Raw genomic sequence first — 21542 nt, 5'->3', positions numbered from 1 at the left:
TCCCCTGCTCCCCCGCTTGCCTTTGGAGAATTTATGCAAGCCGCTGACTTTACCACAATAAAAGCAATCTGTCAAGAATTACAAAGGAATTGGATTCCGGCGCGACTCGAACAGGTTTATCAACGCGATCGCCACACCCTCAGCCTAGCCCTGCGCACCCTGCAAGGTCGGGACTGGCTCACCCTCGCCTGGCACCCCCAAGCCGCCCGATTATGTATGGATCAGCCCCCACCCCGTACCCCCGACACCTTCACCCTAAGCGATCAACTGCGCCATCAACTCAACGGACTCGCCCTAATTGCCGTGGAAACCCTCGCCCCTTGGGAAAGAGTCCTCGACCTTCAATTTGCCCAGCGCCCCGGAGATCCCCCCCTCTGGCACATTTATCTAGAAATTATGGGCAAATATAGTAACTTAATCCTCACCGACAGCAACCAGCAAATTGTCACAACCGCCCACCAAGTCAACGAAAAACAATCCAGCGTCCGCACCATTCAAACCGGACAACCCTACACCCCCCCACCCCCCCTTTTAGGGTCAATTCCCAGCCTTTCTGAGCCTTTAGAACGCTGGCAAGAGCGAGTCAGCCTCATTCCCGGTCAATGGTCGAAACAGTTACTAAAAACCTATCGGGGAGTGAGTCCCCAAGTGATTCAATCCCTCGCTCAATTCGCCCAACTTGACCCCACCCAAGAGGTGCAAACCTTCTCCCCGGAACAATGGCAACAACTATTTACCGCTTGGCAAGCTTGGTTAAACATCCTTGACTCAGGTCAGTTTACTCCCCTTGTCACAGCAAAAGGCTACAGCGTTTTGGGGTGGGGAGACGGTCAGAGCGAGAAAAGCGTGCAAACCTTGGTCAGTAGGTACTATCGCCGACAACTGGCCCAACAGGACTATCAACAACTCCGCCATCAACTGCAACAAAAACTCAACGGGTGGCTGAAGAAATTACAGACCAAAGCCCAAACCTTTCGCGATCGCCTCAGTCAATCCACAGAAGCCGATCTCAAGCGCCAGCAAGGGGATCTGCTCATGACCTATCTCCACCAATGGCAACCCGGAATGACCACCATTACCCTCGAAGACCTCACCACCGGGCAACCTGTCACCATCCCCCTCAATCCCGAAAAAAATGCCGTCCAAAATGCCCAACTCCTCTATAAACAGCACCAAAAACTCAAACGAGCGCGCCATGCTGTCACCCCCCTCTTAGACAGCGTAGAAGCCGAAATCTTCTACTTAGAGCAAGTGGAAGACACCCTAGGGCAACTGGGACAATATCAAACCCCCGACGATGGGCAAACCCTGACCGAAATTCGGGACGAGTTAATCCAACAAGGCTATTTAGATGCCGGGAAAGACCGCCAAAAAGTAACCGATCACGAATCCCAACCCCATCGTTATCAAACTCCCTCGGGATTTGAATTATGGGTAGGGCGTAACAATCGGCAAAATGATCATCTGACCTTTCGCGTGGCCGGGGATTATGACCTCTGGTTTCACAGTCAGGAAATCCCTGGCAGTCATATCCTGTTACGCTTAGAACCGGGTGCCGTGGCCGAAGAAGTTGATCTCCAATTTGCCGCCGACTTGGCTGCTTACTATAGTCGCGGCCGAGAGAGTAATCAAGTCCCCGTTGTCTATACTCAACCTAAATATGTCTATAAACCCAAGGGTGCTAAACCCGGTATGGTGATTTATAAACAAGAAACCGTCCTCTGGGGTAGTCCGAAACAAGGAGCAGTGGTAGTCCGGGGATCAGAATGAGAAGAAATACTTATGGGGGGGTTAAAAAAAGTTGTATTAGCTGCTACAATACCATCAATGAAGAAATATTACAGGCCACTACATTAATCCTGCTGCTCCGAGTTTGGCTTGCAAGATGGAATTGCCAGACCGGAAAGGGGGGAAGTTGTAGCTTGGGTTTTCTCAGAATTAAACGACAGACTACGAACTAGCAAAACCCACAGTTTTTTCAACTGGGGGTTTTTTATAGCTAGTCCTAATAAGACGTGAACTCTGGGCTATTGTCCTATGTCGATTCCAGGCGAGCCTTTTTTGCACGACTCAGATAGGTTCGCTATATTAGCAAGGGAATAGGTAATAGGTAATTGATATGAGAAACTGGGTTTTTGCTAGGGTGTATCGAGAAAACTAGACAATGAACGCAACCCGGTTTCTGGCTAAAGTTAGTCAATGACATTACACCCGACTCCTGACCTCCCCTGCTCCCCCGCTCCCCGACACCCGACTCCCGACTCCCGGACTTTTTTAGGGGGAGCTTTTTTAGGGGCGTTTAGATAGGATCAAGAAGTTTATGGCATTGGGAAGACCTTTCACGACTTCCTGTCCGTGCCATCCGTTTGGGGGATAGCTTTCACTCGTCGCTGTGACACTTAACCAATGCTCTAGCGTCGAAAAAATCATCATTATCCTGTTGTGTCTCCGGGATTATCTTACTATCCTGTTCCTATGCGAGGAAAATAGACAGCATGAAATCCTTCAAAACCTTCCTGAGTTTGGTGATTATCACCGTCTTAAGTTGTGTGTTATTTGCCGCTTGTAGCCCTAAAACTCTAGTGATGGGAACATCGGCGGATTATCCTCCCTACGAATTTAAAGAACAGTCGGGGGAAATTGTGGGCTTTGATGTGGATATTGCCCGCCGACTGGCCGAAAAGCTGAAGTTCACCCTAGAAATTGAAGACATGAACTTTGATAATTTAATCCCTGCTCTAACGGAGGGAACTGTTGATTTTGTGATGGCGGGAATGTCGCCCACGGAGGAACGAAAACAGCAAGTCAACTTTACGGAAATTTACTATAAAGGGAGCAGTATTTTATTAACTCGTCGTGGGAGTAATTTCACCCTGGGGGATAATGCACCGGGGGCGAAAATTGGGGCGCAAAAGGGATCGACTCAAGCTAGTGCGGTGGGTAAACTAGAAGGGATTGAATTGGTGGAGATGGATCGCATTGGCAATTTAATCCAAGGGGTGAAGGAGAATCAACTTCAGGGGGCGGTGATTGAGGCAACGGTGGCCCAAACCTATGCCGCGTCTAATCCGGATCTGGATTTTAGTGTCCCTTTTGATACCGGAAGTCAAGGGAGTGCGATCGCCTTACCCAAAGATTCTCCTCATCTGGAATCCTTTAACAAAGCCTTGAGGGAAATGGAGGAGAATGGAGAAATCACAGAACTGATTCGCAAATGGTTCGGTTAAACTAACGATTCCACCTTTCCCATGTTCTAGACTCATGGCGAATGTTCAAATGGCTTACCACCCGCAAATTCCGCCCACAACTCCCTAAAATTCCCTTGGGGGTGGTGTTGGTTGTGCCGTTTGTGTTGCAAATTTCTGGAGCTGTGGGGCTGACGGGGTGGTTAGCCCTGCGCAATGGACAGCGAGCGGTGAATGAAGTCACTCGTCAACTGCGCCAAGAAGCCACGGAACGCATTCAACAAGAGGTTAAAGACTATATCGAGGCTCCCTATTTAGTCAATCGGATTAATGGGGATTTAGTCGATTTGGGGCGGTTGGATGTGGGCGATTGGCAGGGCTTAGAAGCCTATTTTTGGCGACAACTCCAAGCCTTTCCGATGGTGAACGCGGTGCGCTTTAATGATAGGGCGGGGAACTATTTGGGTATGGAACGTTTACCCGATGGTTCTTTTCAAGTTGCGATCGCCAACTCTGCCGATACCTTGGAAATCTACCTTCTCGACTCCCAAGGACAACGGAAAACCCTACTCAGTTCTACCTCAGACTATGATCGTCGCTATCAAGCTGGGTACGATGAAGCCGTGAAAGCGGGAAAAGCCACTTGGGGGGGGATTTATACCCATGAACGCTCAGAAACCCTTGCCAGTACCGTTAATCAACCCGTTTATGATCAAAATGGGGAGTTATTGGGGGTGTTTAGTGCTGAGTTTTTACTCTCGGAAATTAGCGAATTTCTGCGGGATCTTTATGTGAGTCCTTCTGGTCAAGCCTTTATCATAGAACCTTCGGGTTTTTTAGTCGCCAGTTCCACCCTAGAACGTCCTTTTCTCGTCACCTACGGCACCACCTTACGCATTCGAGCGACGGGAAGTAGCGATCGCCTCATTCAATCCTCCGCCCAATATTTACAACGGCAATTTGACAATTTAGCCGCCATTCAACAGGTTAGACAGTTGGATTTTTCCCTAGAGGGAGAGCGCCATTTTTTACAAGTCACTCCCTTACAACATCAACAAGGCATTGATTGGTTAATTGTCGTTGTTGTGCCGGAAGAAGATTTTATGGCACAAATTCACCGCAACACCCGCTTAACTATTTTACTCTGTTTGGCGGCTTTATTTGGTTCAATTTTCCTCGGAATTCAAACCTCGCGCTGGATTAGTCGTCCCATTTTACGTCTCTTAGGAGCGAGTCAAGCCATTGCCCAAGGGCAACTGAATCAACAAATTAAATCCAGTCGCATTCGGGAATTAAATATCCTTTCCCATGCCTTTAATACAATGTCTCAACAACTCACGGATTCTTTCACTATTTTAGCCACAAGTAATGAAGAATTAGAACGAAGAGTTGAACAAAGAACCGCTAAGTTAGCTGAAGCTGAGGCTGAACTCAGAGGGCTATTTGCTGCGATGATTGAATTAGTCATTGTTAAAGATATTGAAGGACGCTATCTCAAAATTGCTTCGGCTAATCCCCAATTACTTTACAATCCAATGGATGATTTAATTGGTAAAACGGAATGGGATATATTTCCACCAGAACAAGCGGAACAGTTTGTGCATTATATTCAAGAAGCGATCCGAGAAAATAAAACCTTATCCGTTGAATATAAATTAGCTTTAAAGGAGGAGGAATTAGATAACAATCCCTTAAAAAATCTGTGGTTTGCTGCCAATATTTCTCCCATTTCTGAGACGACTGTTGTCTGGGTTGCCCGGGATATTACCCAACGGAAAAAACTGGAACAAGACCTCTATCAATCTCAAAATTTCCTCGATAGTATTATTGAAAACTTACCCTTAGCTCTGTTTGTGAAGGATGTTTCTCAACGCTTCCGTTATGTCATTTGGAATCATGCGGCTGAGAGTTTATATGGAATTCCGGCTAAAGATGCCCTAGGACAGAATAGTTACAGCACCGTGGATGCAGAACTAGCGGCTGAGTTTGAAGCTGAAGATTGGGCTGTGGTCAATCAGCGTCAATTAATGATTGTTGATGATGAAATGATTATTAATGTTCTGAATCGAAAAATTAGACAACGACTGTTAAAAGTACCCCTAGAAAATCAAGAGGGGGAAGTGACCCATCTACTCTGTATGGCGGAGGATATTACAGAACGCAAACGAGCCGAAGAAACCTTACAAAAGAATGAGGCAGAATTTCGCCATTTAGTTCATAATGTCAACTCGGCTATTGTACGTTGGGACGCATCGGGTGTAATCTGTTTTATTAATCAATTTGGCTTAGAATTTTTTGGCTATTCAGAAGAGGAGTTGATTGGAAAAAACTTAGTCGGCACTATTGTTCCTGATGTTGACTCGTCGGGTCGTCCTATTGGAAAAATTATGCTCAATGCCCGTTATCATCCTGAACAATACTTGCTCTATGAAAATGAAAATATGCGCAAAAATGGGGAGCGGGTTTGGGTCACTTGGGCGAATCAGCCAATTTATAATGAACAAGGGGAACTACTGGAGTTTTTATCCGTGGCAACGGATACAACAGAGCGACGATTAGCAGAGGAAGCCTTGCGCAATGAACAAAAACGGTCGGAGCGGTTGTTACTTAATATTTTGCCTGCGGCTATTGCCCAAAAACTGAAACAAAATTCGGGATCTATTGCCCAACAATTTGATGATGTGACGATTATTTTTGCCGATATTGTGGGGTTTACTCCCCTTTCGGCTAATATGGCCCCGACGGAGTTGGTCAGTTTATTAAATCAGGTTTTTTCGCTGTTTGATCAGTATGCAGAATGGCACGGATTGGAGAAAATTAAGACGGTGGGGGATGCCTATATTGCGGTGGCGGGTCTTCCGGTGCCAAAATCGGATCATGCCGAAGCGGTGGTTGATTTTGCCTTGGATTTGCAAAATGCGATCGCCACCTTTCACGGCCATGATGGACAATCCCTCAATCTCCGCATTGGGATTCATAGCGGGTCTGTGGTGGCTGGGGTCATCGGGATTAAAAAATTCATCTATGATCTATGGGGGGATACGGTGAATGTGGCCTCTCGCATGGAGTCCCAAGGACAACCGGGTAAAATTCAGGTGACAGAAGCCATTTATGAACGTCTTAAAGATAAATATCTCTTTGAGTGCCGGGGGAGTCTGAATGTGAAAGGAAAAGGGGATATGACGACTTATTGGGTGTTGCATCGTCTTTGAGGAATTCTAGACCCATTTTTCCCGTCTCTTTTCTTCTTTCTTGGCCTCCCTGTTAATACATAGGTGCTTATGTTTAAAGTTGAATATTGAGTCAATCCTAAATTCCCTTATTATTCAAGGGAGTGGGGGGTTTCAGGGTCTGGCATGATGTTCAATTGAGCGTTATATTTGTATCGATCCTGCCTGTTGTTTTTGGTTTAAAACAAAGGAAAAAAAGCCAATCGCGGTAAGTCGCACGACACATTAACTCATTATCCCCACATTTTGTAACCCCGAAGTGAAAAGACCCGTCAGCATCGGGGCATAAAGGGAAAAAATTGACGGGATCTTGTGCAATGTGTTTTGCTAAGTTAGAACCGCAACCTGCTGGTCAAAAAAGATTGTGATTCCATGAACGCACTTAGAAAACCTGTATTACCTGTAGAACCTATCCCCCAACGTCGGGTGGTCCCTCTCCATCACCGTCGGCGGAGTCCCCGTCGGTCCTATGGCTTGGTCGTAGCTGAAATGACGGTCAAGTTTACCGTGAATGGAATCTTATCGGCGGCTGCCTTAATGGCGCTGGGGAATTTATTCCCCTATTATTGGGCGCAACAAGCGCGGTTACAAGAACTCAAGCTGGAGATTCGAGAAACAGAAAAAGAGGTGAGTCAACTTCAAAGTAAGGTGAACCGTAGCTTTGACCCCTCTCAAGCGAGAACCTTGATGAAGGAACAAAGTGCTATGCTTGCTCCGAATCAACGCCGTGTGGTGTTGTTAAATCGTCAAGATGCCAATACGCCCTAGTGTTGAGTCTCCCCTATAATTTTCTCAGGGGAAAAAATGGATGGCTTGGAATGGTATGTGATTAAGGCAGAATGCCAGTGTTGGGAGTCTTAGACTCTCTAGTTACAACTCCCTCAAGGGGAGTTAATGAAAGCACTCACAAAGCGTTCTCGTCCGGTCAAGTCGGGTCGGATTTTCGGGGTTTGGTAATGCCCGGATTCAGTTAGAAGGTTCAGGATGGCTGCTCCTTGACCAACCATCATTTCTACGAGCCAAAACCCCCCCGCTTCGAGGTAAGTGGGGGCTGTTTTTATGAGGTACCGTAAGGCGTTGAGGCCGTCTATTCCCCCATCAAGGGCAAGGTGGGGTTCATGGTGGGCGACTTCGGGCTGGAGGTGGGGAATTTCGGCGCTGGGAATATAGGGGGGGTTGGATACCATGCCTTTCAATGTTCCCTGTAAGCCTTCTAGGGGCTCCCACCACGAGCCTTGATAGAATTTGATTCGGGAGGTCAAGTGGAGGGTTTGGGCGTTCTCCTGAGCCACAGAGAGGGCTTCTGGGCTACAATCAACGGCGTGTACGGTGATCTGGGGGAGGGCTTGGGCGAGTCCGAGGGCGATCGCACCACTGCCCGTTCCTAGGTCTACCCAATCCCCAGAGGCAAGGTGGGGATGGGTTTCCACGGTTTCCAGTACCAGATCAATGATTAATTCTGTCTCGGGGCGAGGAATTAATACCCCCGGAGTTACTTTTAGCTCAAACTGCCGCCAGGGGGTTGTTCCGAGGAGATATTGTAGGGGCAGGCGATCGCATAAGCGCTGTTGCCAAAGCTCATTTAACTCCGACAAGGGCATTTTTAGTTCAATGCGGGGCTGGGTTTTATAGGTTTCTAGTCGTAAACTTAACCCATCTAAACCCGCCACAGCGCGCAATAGCCAGTTAATTTCTTGGGGGGGGATGTTAAATGCGATCGCCTCCTCTCGCGCCTTTTTTTGCCATAGCCACAATTGAGATCCTGAAACCCACATAAACAGTAATCAGTAATTAGCGAACAGTTTTTTCATTAAAGGGATCACAGGGAACATCTAAAGCCTTTAAAATAATCCCTTCCTGTTCAGCCGTCAAACCCTTACCTTGAACTAACACCCCAAATCCCCCCAAACCATCAGGATTCATCAATTGATGCAGTGCATCCCGACGCTGTAAAACTTCCATAATTCCCCAATCTCCCCCCGATAATGCCGCTAAACGTTCCCCTAATCCTAACGCCATTAAAAATAGGGCTTGTTTGGTAAATCCAAGGGTTTTTAACCCTAATAATTCTCCCCATTTTTCCAAGGCCGTAAAATTGACATGGGCGGTAATGTCCTGATGGCCTAAATTAACATAGGGGTTACTATGGCGATGGTGTTGATAATAACATTGCAACGTCCCGTTATTTCGTTGGGGGTGATAGTATTGAGAGGCAGAATAACCATAATCAATCGTAATCACATAACCCTGCTTGAGTTTACGGCTCAAGGTTTTAAGCCAATCTAAAGCCGCTAAATTAACCTCTGTGCGATAATTTTCCGGGTAAGTCGAGGCTAATAAATTAATATCCAGTAACTCAAAATACTCCTGAATCATTGGCGTTGAAAGTTCCCCGATAACTTCTGTCAGTTTCCCCTCTTCAAGGGTGACATAGATTTCTTGTAACTCTCCCCCCTGAACTGTGACTTGATGCACGGGAAACGCATCGATAAATTCATTAGAAAAACAACACCCCCTCAGCGAATGATCCGGCAAACTTTCCCAACTGTGCCATTCTACCCTAATCCCCTGTGCTAAATAACCGGAAAGTTGCTCTTTTTGTTGGCGGATTAATTTAGCAGATGTTTCAATAATTAAGTATTGTAAAGATTGCAATAGATCGGGGCTATTTGTGCTAATGAATCGAAGAATATCCCCTGCACATTGTCCCGTACCTGCTCCCATTTCTAACAGTTGGAAGGGGTGAGGATGTCCCAAAATATCCCAAATTTGTAGAATTTGTTGGGCTAGCAATTCACCAAAATCTGCCCCGAGATGGGAGGAGGTGAAAAAGTCCCCTTGGCGGCCGATGGTGGGAATCCCGGTGCTATAGTAGCCAGATTGGGGATGGTAGAGAACAAGGTTCATGTAGTCGGCAAAGGTGAGGCGCTGGTGAGGGGATTGGAAAAGGCGATCGCGCAGAACACCCGCTAACCATTCATCTTTCCCCCCAGTAGGCAAATCAGACATTGAGAATCCAACCTTAATAATTGTGGATCAAAACATGGCGCGGGAAAACCGCGAACTTTAGGGCGGGAGTACTCTGTGCGCCCTAGCTTTCTTAGCTTATCATCCCCGGAATCAAGGCTCGCTCAGGCCTAGACCTTCGATTCGGGGTAGAATAAAGGTCGGGCAATCTAAGCAAATAGTATCAGGAGGTTGATTGATGACCGTTACTCAAACTACAGCGCAAGATTTATTTCGTTCTGCCTACGATAATCGCTACACTTGGGATGCTAAGTTTCCGGGCTATACGGCAGATATTACTTATAAACAGGATGACCAAGTTTTTGAGGGTAAAGTGCGGGTGACGGCGGATCTGAAAGCAGAAGTTTCTGACGTGACGGATGAAGCGGCACAAAAAGCGATTCATGGTCAATTGTGGGAAATTGCCATTCACCGGATCCGTCGCACTTTTGAACAAACTCATGGCGAGAATACGTTTAGTTATGGGGAAACGAAACCCGATGGGGGTGTAGAGATTTTAGTCGGGGGGAAAAATGCAGGCGATCGCTATGAAGTGAAAAATAACGAGGTATCCCTTGTCCACCGCCAGATTCACGGTGTTGTCGTTACGATTCATACCTTCAGCACCCAAGACACTGGGGAAGGTTATCTCTCCCATACCTATGACTCCATTTATCATGACCCCAAAACCGGGGAACAAAAGGGCGGTTATAGCAAGTTTGAGGATGAGTATGAAAAAGTTGGGGATTATTTTATTCTCAATCGTCGTCTCATTGTGACGGAAACGGAGGGCAAAGTTTCTCAACAGGAGTTTACGTTCTCCAATTTTCAGCTTTTAGCTTAAATATCGACCGAGAGAAGCCCCACACCGTAAACAGGATACACCAACCCAAAGGTTTCGGTGTGGGATAAATCTCGACCAACAAATCCTAGTTCTATCTTGAATCAATACTCAATCCTCAATACTCAATACTCAATTCCTTGAGCCTTGATTTCCCATGAATCCAATCCTCTCGGGTCCTCCACTCCAAAATGGCGATCGCCTCAGTCGTCCCGAATTCGAGCGGCGCTATCAGGGAGATCCCTCTGTGCAGAAAGCAGAATTAATCGAAGGAATAGTTTACTTGGCCTCTCCCCTCCGTTTTCAACAACACGCAGAACCCCATAGTCGTTTGCATGGCTGGCTTTGGACCTATCAAGTGGCGACTCCCGGACTACTACTCGGTATAGAACCAACAGTGCGTTTAGATTTAGAGAATGAGGTACAACCGGATATTGTGTTAATTCGCGAAGAAGCAGCCGGAGGACAAACCCGAATCACCCCAGACGGGTATCTCGAAGGCCCTCCCGAATTAGTAGTAGAAATTGCCGCTAGTAGTGCCGCTATTGATTTAGACCTTAAACAACAGGTTTATCAACGTAATGGGGTTTTAGAGTATATCGTTTGGCAGTCCTATGAGCAGCGCTTAGATTGGTGGGGATTAATTGAGGGAGACTATCAACCGTTGTTGCCGGATGAACAGGGAATCATTCGCTCACGAGTGTTTCCGGGGTTATGGTTAGCTGTAGAAGCCTTTTTAATGTCTGATATGGGGGAAGTGTTGCGGGTGTTGCAAACGGGGATTAATAGATTAGCATAGGGTGATTCTCGGCAATTCTCCAGAATGTCGGACAGAACACCCCATCCTTCCTCACAAGGTGGGGATCAATTCCGACCCATATATTTCCAACCTAAAGGCTTGAGAAGCCCCCGTTATACCCGTAGGGTTAGCGGGGGAGAACTTCAATAGGACACCAGATTAATGGGGTCTGATGCACCCTACAATGTTCAAACTTTTGTAGCTCGATTGGCACTCCGTTCCACATCCCGCACCTTCTTCCCACGCCAAAAGAAGCGGATAGGAGTCCCCGGAAAGGCTAACTGTTGGCGGAATTGCTTCTCAATGTAACGACGATAGTTCTCATTGAACCGTTTGGGATCATTAACAAATAAGGCAATGGCCGGGGGTTGGGTACTCACTTGAGTTCCGTAGTAAATTTTCCCCTGTTTCCCTTGGCGAGTTGTGGGGGGACTGTGGCGTTTTAACGCATCTTCGAGGACTTCGTTAATCACTGAAGTGGTCACACGGCGCTGATGGGATTCGGCCGCCCGGTCTACTAATTCTAAAATCCGCTCCACCCTCTGCCCAGTCATGGCACTAATAAACAGGGTTTCAGCCCAATCACAAAAGTACAAACGATCTCGAACTTGTTGCTCGTAGTCATAAATGGTGTAGGAGTCCTTTTCAATGGCATCCCATTTATTGACAATAATCACGGCCGCCCGTCCTTCTTCCATGATGCGGTTAGCCAGTTTTTGATCTTGCTCTGTTACACCGTCTACGGCATCAATGACCAATAAAACAACATCGCTGCGTCGGATGGCTTTGAAGGCGCGATTAATGCTGAAAAATTCCGCCCCGTATTCCACATTTTTCTTTTTGCGGATGCCTGCGGTGTCGATGAGACGGTAGGTTGTGCCGTTGCGTTCTACGACCATATCAATGGTGTCCCGGGTGGTGCCGGAAATGGGGCTAACGATGGCGCGGGATTCTCCGGTGAGGGCGTTAAGAAGGGTTGATTTACCGACGTTGGGACGGCCGACTATGGCGACTTTGGTTTCTGGGGGGGTTTCGGGGAGGTCTTCTTGGGGGGGGAGGTGGGTGATGAGTTGGTCAAGGAGTTCCCCGGTGCCGTTGCCGTGAATGGCGGAGAGGGGATAGGGTTCCCCGAGGTTGAGTTCCCAAAATTGGGCGCCTTGGATTAATCCTTGTTCGGGGGATTCGCATTTATTGACGGCGAGGAGGACGGGGACGGACTGTTGCCGTAACCATTGGGCAATTTCTTCATCGGCTGGGGATGGGCCGGTTTGACCGTCCACGACGAAGATGGCGGCTTGTGCTTCTTGGAGTGCTGCGATCGCCTGTTCCCGAATTAAGGGCAAAAATTCGGTATCATCATCAAAGACTAGCCCCCCCGTATCCACGACCAGAAAATCCCGATCTTGCCAGAAGGCGGGCTGATAGGTGCGATCGCGGGTAATCCCCGGTTCATCATGGACAATGGCGTTACGACTAATAGCCAAGCGATTGACTAAGGTGGATTTCCCCACATTCGGGCGACCAATCACAGCAACAATAGGAAGAGACATCACAAGCATACCCAGAAAAAATTGAGTCGGAACAGACAAGTTTCCGATCTTCTATCCTAACGAGTTTTTTGGCCTAATGGGGTTAATTCATCTGGATCAAATGGAACTAGAGGGTAATTCCGACACTTGAGGCCGTTTGGGGAACAGGGGAGGGGCGCTGACTTTTAGCACCTGTTCTAAAACCCAAGGGGCAAAGCGTTGACAGAGAATGGCGAGATGACTTTGCCACCCGACCAAAATCTCAGCACGATTTTGGCGCAATCCTTTCACCAAGGCTTTCGCCACTTGTTCCGGTGTCATGGGGGAGAGTCCCCGGAATAACTGCATTCCCCGCACCATTTCGGTGTCAGTGAGGGAGGGCAGGAGAGCCATCACCCGAATATTATAGGGGGCGAGTTCTTGGCGCAGGGCTTGGGTGAAGCCGAGTAAGGCGAATTTACTGGCGGAATAGGTGGACATGGTGGGGGCGGCCACTTTACCCATGAGGCTAGATACGTTGACGATGGTTCCCTCCTGGTAGGCGGCCATCCGTCGGGCGATTAGACGGGTGAGGGAATAGGTTCCCATGACGTTGAGGGAAAATTCGGCCTGAACTTGGGAGGGTTGCGATCGCAAAAAGGACTGTTGATAGGCCACACCCGCACAGTTAATCAGAATCTGAATCGGTCCATAGTTGCGCCAAGCCCGGGCAATGGCAATGTCTACGGCCTGAGTTTCGGTGAGATCCAAGGCCAAGGTAATGGCTTCCACGCCCAGCGCTTCAATCTCCTGGGCGACTTCGGTTAGTTTTTGGCGATTACGGGCAACTAATAAGATACGTTTCACCCCGCAATGCGCTAGTTCAAGGGCAATGGCGCGCCCAATCCCCCGAGATGCTCCGGTGATTAGAGCGACTTTATTTTGCAAATGTTTCATGGTCAAAAACCTCCAATTAATGCGTCCTGTGCGCCCTCTCACTGGCGTAATGGCACCCCATTACTCCCCAGTTGAAAAACTGGGTCAAGAGGTCATCAGAACTAATGTGATGGCTGCGTTGAGAGGGAATCCGGTTCTCGTGTTGGGCTAAGGATAGTGTTTAGCGAACCGAGGAGTCCCTAATAGCAGCAGTCCCAGAGGCCGTATATTCAGGTTGGTGTTCGGACATCCTGATTAAATACGGGGTTGGGTTCAAAACTGATCAAGGTTCAGAACAGTTGAACTCAGAAGAGAACCCCGCAGGTCATAACGAAGGAAAGGAACATTTTGAACATACCTCCTCAATGTGAAGGTTAACCAGAATTTGTTTCTATGCACACTTTAGCAATTTAATCAAGGAGTGACAACATTTTTTAACAAAAATCCCTTAACTTTGTTCTTTGAATAACCTCAAAACTTTATTTTAAAAGGGTTTGGGGGATTTCTAGGGGGCGAAGTCTCCCCAAACCCATTGGATCTACAATCGCGATCCTAACAATTCCTGAATTTCTTCCCGATTGAGGGCAATGGGATTATTACGGTTGGTAGTTTGGGCTAAAATTCGCCCTAAATCTGCTTCTGTTAAGCCATATTCGCCTAAACGGGGGATTTTTAGCTGTTCTGTCCAGTTTTCTAATTCTTGCACTAAAAAATCACAGTAATAGGCTGGGGGTTTGCCTGCATCCTGACTCATCCACTGCCCCAGTTTGGCCATTTTCGCCACAGCCGGATGTTGGGGATCCCGTCGCTGAAGTGCCTGCCAGTTCACCCGTACCGCCGCCGCCATTAATGTCCCACAGATCACACCGTGGGGAATGGGAAAATAGCCCCCTAGGGGAGAAGCAAGGGCGTGAACAATACCCAGCCCAGCGTTAGCTAGTGCCACACCGGAGAGAAAGGAACCGTAGGCCATACTTTCCCGCACTTCGGGATCTTGGGATCCCTCTCCACAAGCCTTAAGTAGGTTACGGGAGATGATTTTAAGGCCACTCCAAGCCAAGGCATCACTGAGGGGGGAAGCTGTGGGGGAAAGATAGGGTTCCAACAACTGGGTAAAGGCATCCATCCCACAAGGGGCAGTAATTTCAGGCGGGCAGGACATCAACAAATCCCCGTCAATAATTACCCCATCGGGGACTAAATTCTCATGACGTAAAGATTTTTTATACCCTTGGAGCCCTACCTGACTAATCACCGCGTTTTTAGTCGCCTCGCTGCCTGTGCCGGAGGTGGTGGGAATAGCCAGATAGGGAACTTTTACCCCGCTATGGGGGATGCCCTTCCCCACCCCTTCGAGATGGTCAAAAATGGAATTGTTATGGGGCAACATGGCTGAAAGGGCTTTTCCGGCATCAATGACACTCCCCCCCCCAATCCCTACCACGAGATGAATCTGTTGGGGGCGGTAGATGGCGCACCAGTGATCGATTAATTCTGTAGTGGGTTCGCGATCGCACACCAACCGCCCCACTACCTCCCCCCCCTCCCCCAGCAAGCCTTCAACCGTCGCCTCCTGGCCCGATTTCTGGAGTGAATGCTTCCCCGTCACCCACAACACCCGCAAGCGCTCCCCCCTCCCAAAAGACTGCATCAACTGGGGTAACAATTGCAGTTTTCCCTGCCCTAAATAGAGGGGAGGCACTTTGGCAAAATTAAAAGGAGTCATAATCAAACAGTAATTAATAATCAGTAATCAATAGACCTCCCCTAGAATTAGCTTGAAATCCCAATTCTACCCGTTATAACAACAGAGTTTTAGAAGATGTCTAGTCATCCCTTCACGGTTTACGGTGCAATTACTCTATAGGGAATCCCTTGCCGCGCCTTCGCCATCCAAGGTTCTACCGTCTTCCGCCAGGTTAAATAATGTTCGGTTTGTTTATGAGCCGCCGCACCCCCTTCACTAGCATAAGCTTCATACAACAGAAAAGCCGTTGGATCGTTGGGGTCTTGCAAAATATCAAAACGTCTATTTTCTGGCTCTTGAATCGAGTTTTCGTGATTAATCTTCGTGGCTTCAATGAAATCCTCTACATTTTCCGGCTTAACCCAAACATAAACACAAGTAACAATCATGACTTTTTAACCATCGAGAAAAACATTACAAAAAAGCTAATCTTGTTCGTTCAATGATGTCAAGGTTTTGTTAAAAATATTTATATATAGGTGAAACAATCCAGAGGACTTGTTAAGCTTGCTAGGCTTAATTTTTATACATCTTAACGTTAATTTTTGCTAAAAAATGGTCAAAACATAGGAACAATTAAAAGCCGAGATAGTCTCAACTTTATGCCAGTCTTAACCCTCCGAATGTTAGTTAATCTTGCTTCAAGTTGATGCACCCTAGACCTGTTTCTCCCCCAAGAGAAAACCCTAGATCATCTGTTGTAATTGAACCGCAATTTCTTTCAGACGGTCTACCTCAGATTTCGTTTGGGTAATCCCAGCCACAATGGAGTAAGACGTTTCTTTAATCGAGTTCATCGCTTCCACCACTTGCTGAACTGCCACATTCTGCTGTTGAATATTTACCGTCACCTGTTGGCTATTGTCTACTACATTGGCGATCGCATCATTAATTCCCTCAAAGGCTGAGGCTGTTTTCCCCACAATCACTACACTTTCCGACACAGCCATCTTACCATTCTCACTACTAAATACTGTTTGATGAATCGCTTTATTAATGTCCCCCACTAAAGTATTAATTTTATCAGCTGATTGTTTACTTTGTTCTGCCAGTTTACGAATTTCTGCCGACACAACGGTAAAACCTTTACCATGTTCCCCTGCTCTCACCGCTTCCACCGCAGAGTTTAACGCCAACATATTCGTTTGATTCGCTAAAGTTCCCACTAGACCCGCAATTGTGCCGATTTGACCCGCTTGACTCGCTAAGAGATTAATCTGTTCAGAAATGCCATTCATGCGACTACTTAAATTCTGCATTCCTACCAAGGTTTCCTGAACCGTTTGATTGCCATTTTGCGAAGTGGCTAAAGCTTGGGTGGCAGACTGAGAACTATTCGACACTTGAGTAAAGGCATTTTGAAATGATCTCCCCAATTCATCCATCGTTGTTGTTGTTTGGTTGACAGCCCCTGCTTGAGCAGAAATTTGGGCTTCATGATTGTCCACCGTAAACATAATTTCTTGGGTAGATTGGTTAATCTCTTTCACAATAGATTGTACAGGAACTAAGACAATATTATGCACAATTGTATAAGTGCCAAAACTGAGAGCAATAATGATAATAAAACTACCCCAGTTCACCCAAAAATGAATGAGCTTTATTCGTTCTACAGAGGCTTGTCGCTGTGCTAACAAATTATTCTGCTCGGCAAACATAATCTCAATTTTGTCACGGACTTGATCCATAATTTGCATTCCTCGACCTGATGTTACCCATTGCCTTAATGCTTCTTCTTGACCCGATTGCTTTAACTCAATCGTTGCGTTCAAATCCTCCATTTTTTGGTCAGACAATAATTTGAGATTTTGTAAGTTACTAATTTGACTTGGAGTGTTTGCTATTTTCTCAGTCAGTAGGTTAATTTGATCATCTAAGACATTGATTGTATTATTATAGGGTCGTAGAAAAGTAGAATCTCCAGAGTAGATATAACCTCGCTGACCCGTTTCTGCATCAACCAAAAGCTTTTCAAGTTGCTTTAACTCCGCTTTGACTTGATAAGTATGCTCAACCCAAAAATTCGTTTCATCGAGTAGTTTATTGACCCTCTGAGTCAACAAACTACTGACTAGAACCAAAATCCCTATGATGCTTAAGCTCATAGGTAAAATCTGTTTAATCTTCATCTTTCCGTAAATTCTCTGATTTTATCGGCTTATTCTATTATTTGCTTTTTAGCTATCAATTAACAAAATTTTTCATAAAAGTTTATGAGATGAATCAAAATTCAGCAATCGTTGCTTTTTCTTAACACAATAATTAGTGTGTTAAGCTGCATTTGATAAAAATTGTAAATCCGATAATCTTTACGACAAAGAAGGAGGGAGTAAATAAGGCAAAAAACGCAGTTTTATCACTCAACGGATTAAGGAATTTCGTCTTTTCTCTTGTCCCTTTCCTCTCTGCTATGTGGGGGGCTGCTTAAATCTTTACTTAAACTTTAACCGCTTTCCTAGGTCATGGTATTATCATGTCGGTAAGAGATGAATATTAAGGTAACAACTATGACACAAGCACCAGTATCTCCTGCGGTGCTAGTCATCTTAGATGGCTGGGGTTATCGAGAAAGTCAGGATGGGAATGCAATCCGTGAAGCAAAAACCCCTGTTATGGATAGTTTATGGGAAGCGTATCCCAGAACTCTCATTCGCACTTCAGGCAAAGACGTAGGTTTACCCGACGGTCAAATGGGGAACTCTGAAGTGGGTCATCTAAATTTAGGCGCAGGACGAGTCGTGCCGCAAGAGTTAGTGCGGATTTCTGATGCAGTAGAGGATGGAACCCTACTACAAAATCCAGTGCTTGTGGAAGTTTGCCAACAAGTCCGTTCCACTGGGGGAAAGTTACATCTATTTGGACTCTGTTCAGAAGGAGGGGTTCACTCCCACCTGTCCCATTTATTGGGTTTACTGGACTTGGCAAAAGCACAAGGGTTAGAACAGGTCTGTGTTCATGCCTTTATGGATGGTCGGGATACGAAAACCACTGAGGGGATTCATTCCCTCCGTCAGGTACAAGCACATATTGAGAAAATTGGTATTGGTTGCATTGCCACGATTATTGGCCGTTATTATGCCATGGATCGCGATCGCCGTTGGGACCGGATCGAAAAGGCCTATGATACCCTGACCCAAGACGGAGAAGGGGATGGACGGACGGCCGTGGAGGTGATCCAAAGCTACTATGACCAAGAGATCACCGATGAGTTTATTCCACCCACTCGCATTACTTCCGGAGCGGTGGAAGCGGGGGATGGGGTCATTTTCTTTAATTTCCGTCCCGATCGGGCGCGACAATTAACGACGGCCTTTGTCTCTGAGGATTTTGATGGCTTTGATTGCGATCGCCTCGATCCCCTCTTCTTTGCCACCTTCACCCAATACGATGCCACCCTCCCCGTCCCCGTCGCCTTTGAACCCCAAAACCTGAAAAACATCCTCGGGGAAGTCATTGCTGCCCAAGGAATGCGACAACTGCGCACAGCCGAAACAGAAAAGTATCCCCATGTCACCTACTTTTTCAACGGCGGTTTAGAAGAACCCCTTCCGGGTGAAGATCGGGAATTAATCCCCAGTCCTCGGGTTCCCACCTATGATCAAGAACCCGCCATGTCCGCCCAAAAAGTCACCGATTTAGCCTGTGGGGCCATTGAAAAAGGGATTTATCATCTTGTTGTCCTCAACTATGCCAACCCCGATATGGTCGGCCATACCGGGAACATAGAGGCCGCCATCCAAGCCGTTGAAACTGTCGATCGGTGTTTAGGGCAGTTATTAGCCTCCATCAGCAAAATGGGCGGCACCGCAATCATTACCGCCGATCATGGCAATGCCGAATATATGTGGACCGAGGATCATAAACCCTGGACCGCCCACACCACCAACCCCGTCCCCTTAATTTTAGTCGAAGGGGAAAAACTGAAAATCCCCGGTCACGGCACCCAAGTCCAGTTACGAGAGGATGGCCGCCTCTGCGACATTGCCCCCACCATCTTGGAGATTTTACAACTCCCCCAACCCCCCGAAATGACCGGACGCTCCTTGCTCCAACCCGTTGGGTTTGAAGTCCGTCCCAACCGCAGCCCCGTCAAAGTTGGGTTATAACTCGATTCCCTCAACCGGAAGGTCAACAACCCCATCCCGCAACTGGGATGGGGTTTCTCCAAGACGATTAGAAGAGAGGGCAGGGCGCTAAATCCCACCTCTCTTTTTTGCGTTTATGAATAAGTGTAACGTTTTAGCCAGAGAGATTGATCTTTTTGCATCGAAAATGATAGTTTGATAGTGGACACAACGAGGACAGAACCCTCGAAAACGGAAAAGCATCAGGTTGGATTGAGCTTGTGTCCCCCGCTCAAAATCTGATAAACATCCAAACATCTTCTTCTAGTGACTTGTTCGAGTAAAGTACAGAACTCCACTCCATCTGTTTTATTAGAGCCTGTTCAATAACGAAAACTGCTAACGAAAACTGCTTAGGTCAGCTTGTTAAGTCAGCTTGTGAGTTAAAGCTTCAACACGGAATACACTTAATACTGATTTTCACTCAGAACTTTAACTCAAATTAACATTAACCTACAAGTTGTTACACCTACAAGTTGTTACACCTACAAGTTGTTACTCAGTCAGTTGTTCTCAGAATGAGGTTCTGCTCATTGGGAGTTCCGATTAGGTTGAATACAACTAAATAATACTCTCCCTCGCATTGTTTGTTTCCTCGTGACTTGTTTTGTTTTGTTTTGTTTGTCTGTGTTTGTTTCTTTTGTGTTTGTTTATTGGTCAATCAGCCAACTTTCTAGGGAACGGATCACAACCCTATCTCACGACCCTATCTCACGACCCTATCGTGAGGTTCACTGGAAGTGGGGTTTCCGTGAAACCAATGGCTGAAGCGCGGTAGATATAGAACAGAGAAGTAGAACAGTAGAAGGAGGAAAATAAAAACAGGAAAAGAAGAACGAAGAAGCGAGAACGAAGAACGTGAGAGGAAACCCCTAGGAGGGAGAGTCTTCATGATTCCGTTTTGATAGCCCCTGTGGGCTGCTACAGTATCAGTCTATGTGGATTGCAACTTGATCAACCCTTAAGGTGATTAACTTGCCACTTGCTGTTAACTCCGGTCTTGGATTCGTACACTGGGTTTTCTAACTCCCATAGTGTTTTAGAGGTAATACGTTTTGGACATAATACTCTAAACCATCCCTGAAGGTGTCCCATTCAAGCAGTCCGGTTAAGGTAGTGTCGCCAAGGAATTAATCACAATCATCAAACCTGAAACGGCGAAAAAGTGCAATCCTCCGAGAAGATGAGGCCGAAAATAGAGGAAGATGTTTGATCCCTTGTAAACCTTAGTTAGTGAGAATCTCATCCGTTCACTTTATTTCCTTAGTTTCCATTGCAGTCGTTCGATCAAAACCCGTCATAGCTACCTTAATTTTCCGTAGCATGACGGGTTTTACCTGTCGTAGTGGTGAAGTTCTCCCCCGCTAACCCTTCGGGTATAACGGGCGACCCCTACTGACTTTAGGTTGGGGGTCTGCTGAATACCCCTCTAAGCAATGTTAATGGTGTAGTGCCAGCGCAACCCCAACCCACTCACCCCTAACCTAAAATAAAATCAACATCGCTGGTGCCAGAGGTTTCGCTTTGCCCGGTTTTGAGTAAGTTCCCATTCACATCCACCGCAAAGGGAGTATCACCTAAACTTAAGTTGTAGTCTGTTTTTTCGCTCGTATAGCCCACACTAGCGATCATCTTACGACCTTGATCGGTATAAACAAAAGCCAACAATTGATTTTTATTTTGTTTATTATCTTTCGCCCAAATAACCATATATTGCTTGCCGAGATAATCAAACACTTTGGGGGAACGAGTGGGAATATAGCGCCCAGCATCCCCAAAACTAGCATCTAAAAACTTCTGAACAGAATCATCTTGAACTACTGCATAAGCTACTTCTGCGGTGGAAGTGGGTTCTGCATCCGGTTGGCTATCTTGTACCACTTCCTCTTTATTTTTATTGCGGAAATAGTCCACCGCCTTTTTCGTACCGATGGCTCCCACCGCAACGACACCTGCACCCACTAAAACATTGCGCAGTTTGCTCATTAGGGTTTCCCTCCTATATGTACTGAGTCGATCATAATTGAGTTAGAGAATAATCTTGACACTCCTCGGCCTAAAGGCACGAGGATTCTTGGTTCACAGACTCGCCATAACCTAGCAGGATTGCTCCAACCAGGCTAGAGGGCAAATCTCCCCAAGCTTTAGATCCGGTATGCCCTACCG

The 21542-nt window shown here is 46.7% G+C and carries 15 protein-coding genes; 7 read left to right on the top strand and 8 right to left on the bottom strand.

Features of this window, described 5'->3' with window-relative positions; translation table 11 throughout:
• The first annotated feature begins 33 nt into the window (after positions 1-33).
• From K4A83_RS16335 to K4A83_RS16320, 4 genes are all read left to right on the top strand, one after another.
• On the top strand, positions 34-1770 hold the full coding sequence (locus tag K4A83_RS16335; protein ID WP_407810057.1) for an Rqc2 family fibronectin-binding protein: 1737 nt from the start codon (positions 34-36) through the stop codon (positions 1768-1770).
• A 725-nt stretch (positions 1771-2495) separates the two neighbouring features.
• Positions 2496-3227 (top strand): transporter substrate-binding domain-containing protein, encoded by a 732-nt coding sequence (locus K4A83_RS16330; protein ID WP_265265692.1) that lies wholly within the window; start codon positions 2496-2498, stop codon positions 3225-3227.
• A 41-nt stretch (positions 3228-3268) separates the two neighbouring features.
• The gene (locus K4A83_RS16325; protein ID WP_265265691.1) at positions 3269-6397 is read left to right on the top strand and encodes an adenylate/guanylate cyclase domain-containing protein; all 3129 of its coding nucleotides are present in this window, start codon (positions 3269-3271) and stop codon (positions 6395-6397) included.
• 390 nt (positions 6398-6787) lie between these two features.
• Positions 6788-7183 (top strand): slr1601 family putative cell division protein, encoded by a 396-nt coding sequence (locus K4A83_RS16320; RefSeq protein WP_265265690.1) that lies wholly within the window; start codon positions 6788-6790, stop codon positions 7181-7183.
• Between the two features lie 113 nt (positions 7184-7296).
• Here the strand turns inward: K4A83_RS16320 and prmC are convergent, their stop codons facing one another.
• The gene (gene prmC, locus K4A83_RS16315; protein WP_265265689.1) at positions 7297-8190 is read right to left on the bottom strand and encodes a peptide chain release factor N(5)-glutamine methyltransferase; all 894 of its coding nucleotides are present in this window, start codon (positions 8188-8190) and stop codon (positions 7297-7299) included.
• A gap of 16 nt (positions 8191-8206) precedes the next feature.
• Entirely contained in the window at positions 8207-9424 is a 1218-nt protein-coding gene (locus tag K4A83_RS16310; protein WP_265265688.1) for a class I SAM-dependent methyltransferase, read from the bottom strand.
• Between the two features lie 196 nt (positions 9425-9620).
• On the opposite strand from K4A83_RS16310, the gene K4A83_RS16305 reads away from it, so the two are divergent.
• Positions 9621-10265, top strand: coding sequence for a DUF3386 domain-containing protein (locus tag K4A83_RS16305; RefSeq protein WP_265265687.1), 645 nt, complete (start codon positions 9621-9623; stop codon positions 10263-10265).
• Positions 10266-10419: 154 nt separating this feature from the next.
• On the top strand, positions 10420-11061 hold the full coding sequence (locus tag K4A83_RS16300; RefSeq protein ID WP_265265686.1) for a Uma2 family endonuclease: 642 nt from the start codon (positions 10420-10422) through the stop codon (positions 11059-11061).
• 188 nt (positions 11062-11249) lie between these two features.
• Here the strand turns inward: K4A83_RS16300 and der are convergent, their stop codons facing one another.
• From der to K4A83_RS16275, 5 genes are all read right to left on the bottom strand, one after another.
• Complete coding sequence (gene der / locus K4A83_RS16295; RefSeq protein WP_407810056.1) at positions 11250-12611, bottom strand: ribosome biogenesis GTPase Der; 1362 nt, start codon at positions 12609-12611, stop codon at positions 11250-11252.
• Between the two features lie 96 nt (positions 12612-12707).
• Entirely contained in the window at positions 12708-13526 is an 819-nt protein-coding gene (locus K4A83_RS16290; protein WP_265265685.1) for an SDR family NAD(P)-dependent oxidoreductase, read from the bottom strand.
• A gap of 517 nt (positions 13527-14043) precedes the next feature.
• On the bottom strand, positions 14044-15231 hold the full coding sequence (locus tag K4A83_RS16285) for an iron-containing alcohol dehydrogenase (RefSeq protein WP_265265684.1): 1188 nt from the start codon (positions 15229-15231) through the stop codon (positions 14044-14046).
• A gap of 119 nt (positions 15232-15350) precedes the next feature.
• On the bottom strand, positions 15351-15641 hold the full coding sequence (locus tag K4A83_RS16280) for an antibiotic biosynthesis monooxygenase (RefSeq protein ID WP_265265683.1): 291 nt from the start codon (positions 15639-15641) through the stop codon (positions 15351-15353).
• 297 nt (positions 15642-15938) lie between these two features.
• Entirely contained in the window at positions 15939-17381 is a 1443-nt protein-coding gene (locus K4A83_RS16275) for a CHASE3 domain-containing protein (protein ID WP_265265682.1), read from the bottom strand.
• Positions 17382-17759: 378 nt separating this feature from the next.
• Here K4A83_RS16275 and gpmI point away from each other — a divergent pair, with 378 nt between their 5' ends.
• Positions 17760-19358 (top strand): 2,3-bisphosphoglycerate-independent phosphoglycerate mutase, encoded by a 1599-nt coding sequence (gene gpmI / locus K4A83_RS16270; protein ID WP_265265681.1) that lies wholly within the window; start codon positions 17760-17762, stop codon positions 19356-19358.
• A 1497-nt stretch (positions 19359-20855) separates the two neighbouring features.
• Here the strand turns inward: gpmI and K4A83_RS16265 are convergent.
• Positions 20856-21362: a hypothetical protein gene (locus tag K4A83_RS16265; protein ID WP_265265680.1), complete on the bottom strand. Its 507-nt coding sequence runs from the start codon at positions 21360-21362 to the stop codon at positions 20856-20858.
• Positions 21363-21542: the final 180 nt, after the last annotated feature.

Origin of the sequence: Spirulina subsalsa FACHB-351 (assembly GCF_026130165.1) — a bacterium.
Classification (GTDB): Bacteria; Cyanobacteriota; Cyanobacteriia; order Cyanobacteriales; family Spirulinaceae; genus Spirulina_A; species Spirulina_A subsalsa_A.
Note: the sequence above shows the minus strand (reverse complement) of the source record. Positions and strands in the feature narration are given on the sequence as shown.

Coding starts and splice junctions, on each gene's coding strand:
- K4A83_RS16335 (WP_407810057.1), top strand. CDS start 34: ATGCAAGCCGCTGACTTTACCACAATAAAAGCAATCTGTCAAGAATTA.
- K4A83_RS16330 (WP_265265692.1), top strand. CDS start 2,496: ATGAAATCCTTCAAAACCTTCCTGAGTTTGGTGATTATCACCGTCTTA.
- K4A83_RS16325 (WP_265265691.1), top strand. CDS start 3,269: ATGTTCAAATGGCTTACCACCCGCAAATTCCGCCCACAACTCCCTAAA.
- K4A83_RS16320 (WP_265265690.1), top strand. CDS start 6,788: ATGAACGCACTTAGAAAACCTGTATTACCTGTAGAACCTATCCCCCAA.
- prmC (WP_265265689.1), bottom strand. CDS start 8,190: ATGTGGGTTTCAGGATCTCAATTGTGGCTATGGCAAAAAAAGGCGCGA.
- K4A83_RS16310 (WP_265265688.1), bottom strand. CDS start 9,424: ATGTCTGATTTGCCTACTGGGGGGAAAGATGAATGGTTAGCGGGTGTT.
- K4A83_RS16305 (WP_265265687.1), top strand. CDS start 9,621: ATGACCGTTACTCAAACTACAGCGCAAGATTTATTTCGTTCTGCCTAC.
- K4A83_RS16300 (WP_265265686.1), top strand. CDS start 10,420: ATGAATCCAATCCTCTCGGGTCCTCCACTCCAAAATGGCGATCGCCTC.
- der (WP_407810056.1), bottom strand. CDS start 12,611: ATGTCTCTTCCTATTGTTGCTGTGATTGGTCGCCCGAATGTGGGGAAA.
- K4A83_RS16290 (WP_265265685.1), bottom strand. CDS start 13,526: ATGAAACATTTGCAAAATAAAGTCGCTCTAATCACCGGAGCATCTCGG.
- K4A83_RS16285 (WP_265265684.1), bottom strand. CDS start 15,231: ATGACTCCTTTTAATTTTGCCAAAGTGCCTCCCCTCTATTTAGGGCAG.
- K4A83_RS16280 (WP_265265683.1), bottom strand. CDS start 15,641: ATGATTGTTACTTGTGTTTATGTTTGGGTTAAGCCGGAAAATGTAGAG.
- K4A83_RS16275 (WP_265265682.1), bottom strand. CDS start 17,381: ATGAAGATTAAACAGATTTTACCTATGAGCTTAAGCATCATAGGGATT.
- gpmI (WP_265265681.1), top strand. CDS start 17,760: ATGACACAAGCACCAGTATCTCCTGCGGTGCTAGTCATCTTAGATGGC.
- K4A83_RS16265 (WP_265265680.1), bottom strand. CDS start 21,362: ATGAGCAAACTGCGCAATGTTTTAGTGGGTGCAGGTGTCGTTGCGGTG.